Source organism: Bacillus sp. Marseille-Q3570, from assembly GCF_946151055.1.
Classification (GTDB): Bacteria; Bacillota; Bacilli; order Bacillales; family Fictibacillaceae; genus Pseudalkalibacillus.
Genome location: NZ_CAMGYZ010000002.1, coordinates 93356 through 105218, shown reverse-complemented (window position 1 = coordinate 105218; position 11863 = coordinate 93356). Strand labels below are relative to the sequence as shown.

Genomic DNA, 11863 nt, shown 5'->3' with positions numbered 1-11863 from the left:
CTGGTGTCCGTTAGCTTTATAAAAACGTGTTGTTTGGGTCAAATAAGGTCTCCTGTGTCCGTTAGCTGTTGGTTTCATATGCAGAAAAATCCAATCAGTTGTCACAAGCAAGTCAATCAAGTAAACTAGCAACAACTAATCTCGAACGGGAGACGATGACATGCGGTCCATCCTATCTAAACTCCAAGAACTTCCATATTTGTTGCTGGTCATCGCGACCTTCTTCTGGGGGACGAACTTTGTCATCAGTCGTTTGCTGGTGAATGAAATTCCGCCGCTCCAGTTGTCTTTTATCCGATGGTCGATTGCCTTCCTTGTATTTTTTCCGTTCATCATCAAGGATTTGAAACAGAATCGAACAATTATCCGCAAGAACTGGAAAGTGCTTTTAGCCATGGCTTTGACGGGGGTCGCCGGGTTTAATACGCTTCTATATATTGCTGTCCAATATACAACTTCAATCAATGCGTCATTGGTCAATTCACTTGCGCCACTGTTGATGGTATTGCTTTCGGTGATCTTTTTGAAGGAAAAACTCTTTAAAATCCAATATATTGGAGTGATTCTTTCCTTTGTGGGAGTTTTCACCGTCATAACAGACGGACATTTAGGAACACTCCTGGCATTAAAGGTCAATCCGGGGGATCTGTTGGTATTCGCTGCTGTCGTCCTTTTTTCTATCTACTCGGTACTGATGAAAAAGTTTGGCGTGGATCTACCGAAGAAAACGACGTTCATCGTAACGATTTTCATAGCGGTCGTCAGCTTGATCCCATTCGCTCTGTGGGAGAGTTCGTACCGGACCATCTCACTGGCCGAACTGCCTTTCGAAGCGATCCTGGCAACTGTTTATCTAGGGGTTTTCCCAAGCATCGTCTCTTTCATCTGCTGGAACGAGGGGGTTATGAAAGTTGGACCGGCGAAAGCTTCGAATTACCTGCACCTGATCGTGTTTTTTACGACGATCTTAGCCGTAGCTTTTGCAGACGAAAGATTGGTGGTTGCACAGGTCATTGGTGGTTTATTCATCTTGACCGGTGTTATTCTAGCATCCAATCCACAATTCATTCTGAAAAAAACAACTTCTGTCATGGATCGATAAGTTAGGCGTCTTCTTATTTAAGAAGACGTCTTTTTTGCAGGAAAAAATAGATGTTGAAGAGAAATGGAAAAGACACGCTCAATTCAGGGAGGTAACTTTGAAAAAGGGATTCGTCTTTCTATTGTTATGTGCGATCATAGGAATCTTCATTTACAATGTTTCGATCATTAATCGTTCTTGCGCTATCGATTCCCAGGCATACTCAGGAAAGAGCAACAACTGGAAAGCTGGAATAACTTTTGAAACAAATGACGGCAATCAATCCGAGTTCACTTTGTGTTATACAGGGTCAAATATGAAAAACGTTAATTTGATCGATTTCGATGTGGATGGCGGGAGTTTCGGATTTCATCTAAAGGATGGAGAACTGGATAAAGAAGGGCTTCTAAGATTTGAAGCAAATATACCACTCGATAAAATAAAGACTCTTGAAGGAACAGTTCATTGGAACGATCATACCGAATCAATGACATTATTAAAGAATGAATGACGTAGATTGCTGTATAGGAGTTGGCATTATGGATTTCACAATCGTGATAGACAATATGAAACCAGATGATTGGGATCAAGTTCGTAAAATCTATAAAGAAGGTATTGATACCGGTCATGCAACTTTTGAAACCGAAGTACCTCCCTATGAAAAGTGGGAGCATACACATAGGAGAGAATGCAGATTTGTAGCCCGCTCAGGTAAAGACGTCCTAGGATGGGCTGCCCTCAGTCCCGTTTCCGGCAGATGCGTCTATAGCGGAGTAGCTGAAGTCAGTGTGTATGTGTGCCAGAAGAATAAAGGTAAAGGGATCGGTCATCAATTGCTCGATACACTCGTGAAGTGCAGTGAAAATCATGGCATCTGGACATTACAGGCTGGAATTTTTCCTGAAAACATGGCAAGTATAACCTTACATAAGAAAGCAGGGTTCCGTGAAGTCGGTCGAAGGGAACGTCTCGGTAAAATGGCTGGTAAATGGCGTGATGTTATATTGCTAGAACGAAGAAGTGAAGCTGTAGGAATTGAATAGATGGGGAAGGAACGTTCTCATTAAAGAATATTAACTAGAAACCTGTACAAGCGAAAAACGGAAAGAAAGTGGGTCATGGACCTCATGAGGTATTTTGAATGAAGTACTCTAAAGTATAGCATGAACTGGTCTGACTGAAGGGAGAAATTTATGGGTTACAAACAAGCTTTAGAAGCATACATAGCTGCAACCAACACACACGACTTCAATCAAGTGGAAAAAGTATTGGCCGAGAATGCAATCTATTGGTTTACAGATAAATCTTGCACGACTCGAAACGAAATCAAAGCGTATTTCGAGAATGCCTGGGGGACAATCCGAGATGAGGTCTATCGTGCTACAGATGTCCAATGGATCACTGTCAACCAACAATCTGCTGTATGCCTCTATACATTCAGGTGGGAAGGATTCTATAAAGGGGAGTCCGCCTCTGGCTCTGGACGGGCAACAAATGTATTCATGAAAGAAGCTGACGGACATTGGAAACTTAAGCACGAGCATCTGAGTAGTTGAGTTGATTACTCAAGACAAAGACAACTCAAGAGTTTACTTTTTATCTTCAGAGGGGGAATACCCTTTTCTTTATTGATTTGGAAAGAAAGAGAACACTCTTTTATTATGAATTGTTCACGGGTAATCATTCATGAAAAATCTGTAATATTACACCATTAGAAAAAGGAGCATACCTTATACTGGATTGGGGACACTTTGAATGTTGTAAACAAATATCAAGGAGTGTCTTAGATTGGACTCAAGAAAAAAGGATTTTAAAGATAGCAGTAAAATTGCAGAGAAGAATTACCAACCATCTGATTATGAAAAAAACTCAGATTTAAGCTCTGGTCTTGCAATAACGCATGAACAAACGAGTGATACCATGGTAGAAGGAACGATTGATGGAGATATTGATAATGAGAAGAACGAAAAAATCCCGAGAAAGGGTTATGATGTCAAGTAGTATATAAATGCCTATGCTGGGGTGGATAATATGCCAGGTAAAATCATGCTAGTTGGGGGACATGAGGATAAACAAGGGAGTAAAGAAATTCTTAATGTATTCGCAGAAATGTGCGATTATCGGAATATTGGAATCATAACAACAGCCAGCAGTGTTCCAAAGGACGTTTTTAAAGACTATAAGAAAGCATTCCATGACTTGAAGGTTAAAGATGTCATTCATTTTGATATCCAAAAAAACACTGACGAAAAGAAGTTCATTGAACGATTGAATGACCTTGATGGATTGTTTTTTTCAGGTGGAGACCAACAAAAATTATGTGATGTTCTATGTGACAGCAATTTTTTAACTGCACTTAAGGAAAAATGGAACCATGGTTTAGTATTAGGAGGAACAAGCGCTGGTGCTTCAATATGGGGAAGCAAGATGATTGTGGAAGCAGAAGAAGAAAATCACGAAATTAAAGATATAAATATGATGAATGGGTTTGGCTTCATTTCCAACTTGATCATTGATCAGCATTTTTCTCAAAGGGAACGGTTCAGAAGACTGATTTATGAGGTGGGTTCAACCAAAGGTATTGGTATTGGAATTGATGAAAATACGGCTGCAGTCTACGAGAAGAACCAATTGAAAGCTGTAGGCGAAAATATGGTGACCATCATGGAGGGAAGGAACATCACATATTATGCTGAAGATAAAAAGAATGAAGGCGCGGTTTCTGGGATCGTTCTTCATCTAATGACTGCTAAAAACGTATTCTGTTTAGAAACCGGGAAACTACAAGTAGTAAAAGAAGAGGACTGAACGAATCCGATTGGATTTCAGCCCTCATTTTTTTATATTTGTCCATGCCCGAGGAAAGCGAAGGATGTATACAGCGGAACCTTTATTTATTCCACTAAAGAGTACACGGACAGATTGTGTGGATTTTTTATTGAACAAAGTTTTATTTGTCCCAGCCTCCTTTTGGGTATGTCTTCACTTCACTTTTTTCCAATAAACCGACTCTTTGCTAGAGCGTAATGGAGGGAACGTTTCTCCACTTTCCAATGAAATCTGTCTTTCATCCTCAGTAGGGTTACTATTCTTTCTGCCGTCAGTCAAACCATCGAATTCATAGGTCCCATTTTCGGGGGCTTTTTCTCCAGTTTTGTAACGATCAGCCATGTTTAATCCACTCCTTTGATTTTTGAATTCAATGACTATGTAACCAGGACAAGCAGGTAATAAACGTCAATCTGGAAAATCAGTACAAAAGTTCAGAATAAGAATCAACCTTATTAAAGGGTTAGTATAATCGAAGTCATTCTTCAGACCTGAATCTTTTTGAATTCTTCTCTATAGTCTTCTGAATGGACTAATTTAAATTTCATGGTACGGCACAACCCCGTGTCTTTTTTGTCTTCTAAAAAAGGAATATGTAGAAAGTTATAGAAATTTGTTAAACTGAGGAAGAACTTCCATACATAGGAGGCAAAATGAAAAAATTAAAAATCATACATACGAATGATCTTCATAGCTATTTTGATCAATTTGCAAAAGCATCCACGTTAATCAAGGAACATATAGATGAAGAGACACTTCTCTTAGATGCTGGCGATTTCGCTGATTTCAGAAGCATTGAACTCAGAGGGACGAGAGGGCTCGCTGCGATAGAACTGCTTGAGTACCTGGGATATGATGCCTTGACGATTGGGAACAATGAAATGTTTGATGGCGCAGAAACACTGGAATTCATGGCTCAGAACAGTTCCTTTCCGTTCATCAGTAACAACCTTTTTAAAAAAGATGGAACTCCATTTAACGGTGTCGTTCCTAGCAAAATTCTCATCAAGAACGGTCTTCGAATCCTTATAACCGGGTCTTCACCAGATATGGGGGAGTTCAGTGAGGGGCTTGGTGTCCATTTTACTCCTTACAAAGAGGGGATTGCTAGAGAAATCGAAAGACATCAAGGTACATACGATTTGTGCGTTGTTCTGAACCATGTTGGAACAATTGCTGATGAAGATTTAGCAAGATCCATCGACGGCATTGATGTCATCATTTCTTCGCATGACCACCAGCTTTTTTCAGAAGCGAAAATCGTCAATGGAACGATCATCAACAGTGCCGGATGTTATGGCAATCATATCGGGTTAATAGAATTGAAAGTTAATAGAGATAAGATTGAACTAGTGCGATCAGCGACCATATCAACTGAAAGTTCGAAGAGTGATGCTGGAGTGATCTCGATTTTACATAAGAATAAAGAAAGAGCGATCGAAGCCCTCAGCCGTCCCCTATATAATCTTGAACATCCGTTATGGCATGATGTCATTGAGGAAAATCGGATCACGAACTTGATAGCTGACGGATTGAAAGATATGCTCGGATGTGAGCTTGGACTGATCAATAGCGGAATCGTCAATGCCGGGTTTTTTGACTACATTTCCAACAAGAAATTGATTGAAATCTGTCCTTCTCCCTTAAACCCAACTTCATTTGAAATCAAGGGCATGGATATTAAATCGGCCATCGAACAATCACTAGATGCTCAGGTTTGTCTTTCAGATGGAAAAGGTCCAGGATTCAGAGGGAAATTCGTCGGTCGATTGCATGTTTCAGGTGCCACAGTTGTCCATGATGGGAAAGAAATAATCGCGATGTTTATTGGCGAAGAACCTATTCAAGATGATAAGTGGTATACGGTCGCGAGTTCTGATTACATACAACGCGGCTCTGGTTATGAGTCACTCGCAAACAATCGGAATGCAAAATATCGTGCAGAAGAAATCCGTGACGTGATCCGCGAATATGCGAAAGACCCGATGTTCCTTGAAAATGCGAAAAGACCAAGGTGGACCGAGCGTACGAAAGTGATTAATTGAAATGAAAGGTGTGCTATAAAATGAAAGCATTGATTTTCGACTTTGATGGAACGTTAGCAAACACGTTACCTGTCTGTTTTCATGCATTCCAGGCCGTTTTCAATCGATTTGACGAAAGAGACCTGACGGATGATGAAATAAAAGAGATGTTCGGACCGTCGGAAACCGGGATCATAAGAGAGAACCTCTCCCACACCGAAAAGGATCAAGCCATTGAACTGTTCTATGAAAAATATTCAGATAGTCATAGACGACTAGTCGATACGAATGAAGAAATCATTGAATTACTTACATTTGTTAAAGATAAAGGGATGAAATTGGGGATTTTCACAGGGAAAGCAAGACGAAGCCTAGATATCTCCCTTCAAGAGCTTCAAATGGATGGAATGTTCGATGTAATCATCACAGGAGATGACGTCACCAATCCGAAACCACATCCAGAAGGACTGCAGAAAGCATTATCGCAGTTAGGAATCAACGAAAAGGAAGCGATGTTCATCGGGGACAGTAATGCAGATATTGAAGCGGGTCTTGCAGCAAATGTTCATACAGCCGCTGTCCAATGGCTTCCGGATTATCAAACCTCACAATTCGACTCTAATCCGGATTCCATCTATAAGAGTGTAAAGCAATTCCTTGAGTCACTTGACTATTGGACTTCAAAAACGTCAAATGAAAAAACATGATCGGCATAGCTTTCTGAGAATAAGCATAACTTGGAATAAATGATATCGTATATAAAAAAATTTGATGGAAAACACAATAGTTGCCCGTAAATTAAACGGATGTACAAGCTAAATCGTTTTCTTACCATAGACTATTAGAGATAGTCAAAAATAAAAAAAAGGTGAGGAAATGAAAAGAGACGATTATTTGAGATGGTCAGAGGTGCCTTATGGAGGAGAAAGAAAACCACCTTCTGACCCGGTTGATCCTTTAGCCGGTTCATGGCCAACTTATTTTATAAAACGAAAAGGAGACCACTTTGTAGGACCTGATGGGGTCATTCATTTTGACCTGCGACATCCGAGCCATATTGATTGGGATGAAGAATTGAAAGTTGTACAACGAACATTAGCGAATATAACTCCCGAACAAATCCAGATAGCCGAATATTGGGGCGCAGGGGTTGCAACAAAACAATGGACACCGATCATCGATAGATTGATTGACACATACGGATTGACGCCACCTTACGCTGCAAGGGTCTTAGCAGCTGTACAAGCAGGAATAAACGATGCTTTCGTTGTGACCTGGTATTTCAAATATCTGTGTGATGTTGCCCGGCCGATACAATATGATCAGACACTGAAACCTATTCTATGTACACCTCGTTTTCCTACTTATGTATCTGGTCATTCTGCAATTTCGGGGTGTGCAGAAGTCATTTTGAGCTACTTTTTCCCAGGTGAAGCTAAACGGCTTCGTAATCTTGCTGAAGAAGACTCGATATCAAGGCTATACGGAGGTATTCACTTTCCTGTGGACCTTGAACAAGGATTGAAACTTGGAAGACGTATTGGACAAGTTGTCGTTTCGCAATTGAGTCATCAAAAGGATTCAAGCGGTGAACCTGTGGATACCCCGTTCTTAGAAGACCTGGATGCTGATCTGCCCCCGCCGCCTTATAGACAATCGATCCCATATACTTTCAACGAAAATTGTTCATCCAACACCAAATTTTCTAAACCTAAAAAGAATACACCATTATTTTATTTTCCGAAAAGAAATAAAAATAATGTAAACAATATATTTAATTGGGATTAATATGCAGTTTACAATCGGCTGTTAGTATTTGAAATAAGAGGAAAGGATAAGCGTATTCATTCCTTTTACAAGATTACTGACCAGCCGATTAACATAGACTACGGAAGTGTTTTTACACATTTTAAAAGAGGAGTGGGTTCAAATGGCAAACATTTTAGTTACAGGAACAGGTAATGTGGCAATGCGCTCAGGACTTGAATTGGTTCGACTCGGACACACGGTTACATGTCTACAAGAACAAGCAGGTGCAAAGGCGTCGCTTCTTTCCCGAAACCTGAATATCGAATTGACCACTGACAACAAAACAGCATATGAAGACTCCTCAATCATTTTCCTGGATGTCGATATACCGATTCTAGCGGATGACCACGTAGATATGTCAGAGGTTGAAGAGATTTTAGCTGAAATCTCTGAATATGTAAATGACGATTTCATGCTGGTGATCAATAGTACAGTTCCAGTCGGGACGAACAGATGGATTCAAGAACAACTTCAAGAAAAATTAAGCAATACATCGATCAAGTTCGATGTTGTTTCGAAGACAGACATTGATGATATCAACGGAAAAATCGTCATCGGAGCACGTTGTGAAAAGTCAGCCGATACACTGGATGCACTTTATAAGCCATACTGGCACAAAATCATGCACACAACGCCAGAAAACGCAGAATTCTTCAATTATGATCTAGCAGATGCTAATTAAATGATAATAAGAAAAGTGGTCGATCTTTAACGGATCGGCCACTTTTTGTTGTAGGATGAACCAGGGATAAAGCGCTGATTTATTAGGATTATCGGTGGAATTTCTGGAATTACACAAAACTTGGATGTATCGGATACATTTACATCTTTCCGAGTGCTTTCTTTGTGGCTGGCCCTACAATGCCATCAACTTTCAGCTTTTTCGCTTTCTGAAACTTACGAACGGCGGTATCGGTGTTCTTACCGAATATCCCATCGATTCCTTTGGTGCTGTACCCTAATTCTGTGAGTCTTTGCTGCAAGTTCTTCACTTCAGCACCGCGGCTTCCTTTTTTCAAAATGCTCGTGGAAACGGGGACGACGGCAATGCTCTCAACATTGAAACCATTTGCTGAAGCAAGGGCAGTAAACGATTTTCCTGACGTCGTGATGATGACTGGTGTGTTCACTGGGACTTTACTGAAAAGCCATTGCACCTCATCATTATACAATCGAATACAACCAGCACTTACATACTGACCAATCGATCGAGCGTTATTGTTCCCATGGATTGCATAAGTGGTTCCCCATGTACCTCGGGCATTCAAGCCAAGCCACCTGTTTCCGAGCGGATTCCGCGGATCTCCCCCAGGTATTTTTCCCGTATAATAGGGGCGGTTGACGATTTTGTTGACGATCTTGAATTGGCCCTCAGGTGTATAAGACGGCTGTTTACCCGTAGCCACCTTGAACACTTTCGTCAGTTTATTGTTTTCAAAGTAAGCGAGCTGGTTATTAGACTTATTGATGATGATGAACGATCCAGGTGATGCTGACGCAGGTTGTTGCATAAAGAAAAACATGAAACAAACCACTAACAGACCGACAATGACTTTCTTCAAACCTATCTTCATCTCTCTCCGTCCATTTCTTTAAAGAATTTCAAAGCCTCTTATTCTATGCTGGACGGAATACACTCTATTACATTTCTTGTAAAAATTTTTAATAGAGAATTCATGAATATTTTTACAATAGAACCATATAAATAATAGAGGTTTATGCTTTATGAAATAATTATTTCATGTTAATATGTATTTTGAAATCAATATGACTTATATGGAGGTCCTACTGTTGACACAAATACGATCGAATACGAAGCAATCTGCAGAGTCATTCGAGAAAGCGAAAAAGGTAATTCCGGGAGGTGTCACGGCGAATATCAAGCATATCGCACCACATCCGATTTTCATGGATAAGGGGAAGGGCAGTAAACTGTATGATGTTGATGGGAACGAATACATCGATTATCTGCTCTGTTACGGTGCATTGATTCTAGGGCACGGTCATCCGACGGTAATCGAAGCGGCAATGAATCAAATGAAGGATGCTGGTACTACCATCTTCGGTACGCCTCATAGGCTAGAGACGACCATGGCTGAAAAATTGATTTCACTTTATCCAGGAATCGAAATGGCCCGCTTTACGAACTCCGGGTTGGAAGCGACGTTGCTTGCGATCAGGATAGCGATGGCTTACACCGGAAAACCGAAGCTAGCCAAATTTGAAGGTCACTATCACGGTGGCTACGATCAGGTTTTATTAAGCGTGAACCCTGAAGAACAGCGTGCAGGAAATCGCGAACAACCGAATACAGTGCCTGAATCACGCGGAATTCCAGACTACTATTTAGAAAATACAATCATTCTTCCATTCAACGACCTGAACGCGACAGAAAAGATTTTACGAGCTAGAGCACATGAAATTTCTTCAGTTATCATGGAACCCGTGCAGGGTGGTTTCATTCCGGCTGACCAGGACTTCATAGAAGGTCTTCGGAAGCTGACCGAAGAACTCGGCATCCTGCTTATTTTTGATGAAGTGAAAACGGGATTCAGATTGGCACTTGGCGGTGCGCAGGAAATCTACGGGATAAAGCCTGATCTCACGGCGCTCGGTAAAGTTCTGGGAGGTGGATTCCCTGTCGGCGCAATCGGCGGTAAGAAAGAGTTCATGGAAATCAGTGCGCCGGATGGCGGGAGGGACATCCTGACGGCTGGGGCGGAAAATGCGGACAAACAAGATGCGCTGTTCCATAGCGGCACCTATAACGGGCACCCCACTGTACTGGCATCAGGTCTTGCGACAATCGATGTGTTGGAGCAGGAAGGTATCCTTGAAGACCTTTCTGCAAATACGAAATTGCTGAGAACTGAGCTTGAAAAGTTGTATGGACAATACGGCATCCCGATGCAGACGGTTGGACTGGGGAGTATTTTCAACATCATCCTTTCTGAAGGCAGCATCAGGAACTATCGCGATATGAATAAGGCTGATACTGCTTTGCGAAAAGAATTGGACTATGAATTGCTTGAACACGGGGTATACACGAAACCGCTCAACCGTTACTCCATGTCAGTAGCGCACACGGAGGAAGACATAGGAAGGACGATCGATGCGCATGAAATCGCGATAAAGACTGCTTTGCAAAAGCATCAACCGTCCTGTGTAATCTGAAGCAGAATACGTTAAGCTGAAGATAAAGAATTTTAGTTGAAAGAGGTTCGTCATGGATATTAATGTGTACAAGGTCATCTCTGAAAAAATGCCATCAATGAGCAAATCCCAATTGAAGATCGCCCAATACATCCTGAAAAATCCGAATCAGATTCCATTTTTGAATGTGGGGAAATTGGCGAAAGTGGCTGATGTCAGTGATGCTACAGTAGTGCGGTTCGCGACTTTTCTTGGTTTCTCAGGATATCCTGAATTCCAACAGCATATTCAATCCTCTGTCCAGCAGCAACTGACGACGACAGAACGCTTGAAAATGTCCCAGGAGGTTTATGGAGAGAAGGATGAAGAAATCACTGACATTCTCAAGGGTGACTTGGATAACATTCAGATGACGATGAAAAATTTGAATCTGAAAAGCTTCCGACAAGCTGTGGAGTACTTGTTGAAAGCACGGAAAGTTTATATCGTGGCGAACCGAAGTGCAGAAGCCTTAGGTACATTCATGCACTATTATTTGAACATGATCCTCGATAATGTAGAGATACTCCATTCGATCGAAAAGGATTCAGACCGGTTATACGAATTGGATGAGAACGATCTGGTAGTCGGAATCAGCTATTCGAGATATACGAAAAGCACGGTGGAATTCTTTTCATACGCCAAACAAAAAGGCGCTATGACCTTCGCCTTGACGGACAATCTGTTATCACCGCTTATCCCACATGCGGATGTATCATTGACTGGATCGAGCCAAATGCCTTCGTTCATCGATTCGTTCGTTGCGCCGATGAGCGTGATCAACGCCCTGATCATCTATACAGCGAAAGCGAAACAGCAAGGGTTTGAAGAACGGTTCGATGCCTTGGAAAAAGTATGGGAAAGATTCGATGTCTTTTATTGATCTGATACGGAAATGCCTCAAAGGATTTTACGCCTATTGGGGCAT

Annotated in this window: 14 protein-coding genes; 12 read left to right on the top strand and 2 right to left on the bottom strand. The window is 41.3% G+C overall.

The genetic code is table 11. The features are described from left to right. Positions 1-160 precede the first annotated feature (160 nt). The 6 genes from N8M93_RS03770 to N8M93_RS03745 all read left to right on the top strand — a co-directional run bounded on the left by N8M93_RS03770 (position 161) and on the right by N8M93_RS03745 (position 3889). On the top strand, positions 161-1102 hold the full coding sequence (locus N8M93_RS03770) for a DMT family transporter (RefSeq protein ID WP_261129798.1): 942 nt from the start codon (positions 161-163) through the stop codon (positions 1100-1102). A gap of 97 nt (positions 1103-1199) precedes the next feature. Next, the gene (locus N8M93_RS03765) at positions 1200-1592 is read left to right on the top strand and encodes a hypothetical protein (protein ID WP_261129796.1); all 393 of its coding nucleotides are present in this window, start codon (positions 1200-1202) and stop codon (positions 1590-1592) included. Positions 1593-1620: 28 nt separating this feature from the next. After that, complete coding sequence (locus tag N8M93_RS03760) at positions 1621-2124, top strand: GNAT family N-acetyltransferase (RefSeq protein ID WP_261129795.1); 504 nt, start codon at positions 1621-1623, stop codon at positions 2122-2124. 150 nt (positions 2125-2274) lie between these two features. Next, a complete protein-coding gene (locus N8M93_RS03755; protein WP_261129793.1) occupies positions 2275-2637 on the top strand; it encodes a nuclear transport factor 2 family protein in 363 nt (120 codons plus the stop codon). 232 nt (positions 2638-2869) lie between these two features. Beyond that, a complete protein-coding gene (locus tag N8M93_RS03750; protein ID WP_261129791.1) occupies positions 2870-3082 on the top strand; it encodes a YozQ family protein in 213 nt (70 codons plus the stop codon). A 30-nt stretch (positions 3083-3112) separates the two neighbouring features. Continuing rightward, complete coding sequence (locus N8M93_RS03745; protein WP_261129790.1) at positions 3113-3889, top strand: cyanophycinase; 777 nt, start codon at positions 3113-3115, stop codon at positions 3887-3889. 174 nt (positions 3890-4063) lie between these two features. On the opposite strand, the gene N8M93_RS03740 is transcribed toward N8M93_RS03745, so the two are convergent. Next, the gene (locus N8M93_RS03740; protein WP_261129787.1) at positions 4064-4252 is read right to left on the bottom strand and encodes a YjzC family protein; all 189 of its coding nucleotides are present in this window, start codon (positions 4250-4252) and stop codon (positions 4064-4066) included. A 311-nt stretch (positions 4253-4563) separates the two neighbouring features. On the opposite strand from N8M93_RS03740, the gene N8M93_RS03735 reads away from it, so the two are divergent. The 4 genes from N8M93_RS03735 (at position 4564) to N8M93_RS03720 (ending at position 8425) form a co-directional block, all read left to right on the top strand. Beyond that, positions 4564-5955: a bifunctional UDP-sugar hydrolase/5'-nucleotidase gene (locus tag N8M93_RS03735; protein WP_261129786.1), complete on the top strand. Its 1392-nt coding sequence runs from the start codon at positions 4564-4566 to the stop codon at positions 5953-5955. A 20-nt stretch (positions 5956-5975) separates the two neighbouring features. Next, the gene (locus tag N8M93_RS03730; RefSeq protein ID WP_261129784.1) at positions 5976-6641 is read left to right on the top strand and encodes an HAD family hydrolase; all 666 of its coding nucleotides are present in this window, start codon (positions 5976-5978) and stop codon (positions 6639-6641) included. A 169-nt stretch (positions 6642-6810) separates the two neighbouring features. Further along, positions 6811-7722, top strand: a complete 912-nt coding sequence (locus N8M93_RS03725; protein WP_261129783.1) for a vanadium-dependent haloperoxidase — start codon at positions 6811-6813, stop codon at positions 7720-7722. A gap of 142 nt (positions 7723-7864) precedes the next feature. Beyond that, positions 7865-8425, top strand: a complete 561-nt coding sequence (locus tag N8M93_RS03720) for an NAD(P)-binding domain-containing protein (protein ID WP_261129782.1) — start codon at positions 7865-7867, stop codon at positions 8423-8425. Positions 8426-8564: 139 nt separating this feature from the next. On the opposite strand, the gene N8M93_RS03715 is transcribed toward N8M93_RS03720, so the two are convergent. Beyond that, a complete protein-coding gene (locus N8M93_RS03715; RefSeq protein ID WP_261129781.1) occupies positions 8565-9317 on the bottom strand; it encodes a L,D-transpeptidase family protein in 753 nt (250 codons plus the stop codon). Between the two features lie 202 nt (positions 9318-9519). On the opposite strand from N8M93_RS03715, the gene N8M93_RS03710 reads away from it, so the two are divergent. Both N8M93_RS03710 and N8M93_RS03705 read left to right on the top strand, forming a co-directional pair. Beyond that, positions 9520-10917 (top strand): aspartate aminotransferase family protein, encoded by a 1398-nt coding sequence (locus tag N8M93_RS03710; protein WP_261129780.1) that lies wholly within the window; start codon positions 9520-9522, stop codon positions 10915-10917. Positions 10918-10969: 52 nt separating this feature from the next. Beyond that, on the top strand, positions 10970-11818 hold the full coding sequence (locus N8M93_RS03705) for a MurR/RpiR family transcriptional regulator (RefSeq protein WP_261129779.1): 849 nt from the start codon (positions 10970-10972) through the stop codon (positions 11816-11818). Positions 11819-11863: the final 45 nt, after the last annotated feature.

Excerpts from the sequence above, each read along its gene's own strand:
- N8M93_RS03715 (WP_261129781.1), bottom strand. The coding sequence starts at position 9,317 with ATGAAGATAGGTTTGAAGAAAGTCATTGTCGGTCTGTTAGTGGTTTGT.
- N8M93_RS03710 (WP_261129780.1), top strand. The coding sequence starts at position 9,520 with ATGGAGGTCCTACTGTTGACACAAATACGATCGAATACGAAGCAATCT.
- N8M93_RS03725 (WP_261129783.1), top strand. The coding sequence starts at position 6,811 with ATGAAAAGAGACGATTATTTGAGATGGTCAGAGGTGCCTTATGGAGGA.
- N8M93_RS03755 (WP_261129793.1), top strand. The coding sequence starts at position 2,275 with ATGGGTTACAAACAAGCTTTAGAAGCATACATAGCTGCAACCAACACA.
- N8M93_RS03735 (WP_261129786.1), top strand. The coding sequence starts at position 4,564 with ATGAAAAAATTAAAAATCATACATACGAATGATCTTCATAGCTATTTT.
- N8M93_RS03740 (WP_261129787.1), bottom strand. The coding sequence starts at position 4,252 with ATGGCTGATCGTTACAAAACTGGAGAAAAAGCCCCCGAAAATGGGACC.
- N8M93_RS03730 (WP_261129784.1), top strand. The coding sequence starts at position 5,976 with ATGAAAGCATTGATTTTCGACTTTGATGGAACGTTAGCAAACACGTTA.
- N8M93_RS03745 (WP_261129790.1), top strand. The coding sequence starts at position 3,113 with ATGCCAGGTAAAATCATGCTAGTTGGGGGACATGAGGATAAACAAGGG.
- N8M93_RS03760 (WP_261129795.1), top strand. The coding sequence starts at position 1,621 with ATGGATTTCACAATCGTGATAGACAATATGAAACCAGATGATTGGGAT.
- N8M93_RS03770 (WP_261129798.1), top strand. The coding sequence starts at position 161 with ATGCGGTCCATCCTATCTAAACTCCAAGAACTTCCATATTTGTTGCTG.
- N8M93_RS03705 (WP_261129779.1), top strand. The coding sequence starts at position 10,970 with ATGGATATTAATGTGTACAAGGTCATCTCTGAAAAAATGCCATCAATG.
- N8M93_RS03720 (WP_261129782.1), top strand. The coding sequence starts at position 7,865 with ATGGCAAACATTTTAGTTACAGGAACAGGTAATGTGGCAATGCGCTCA.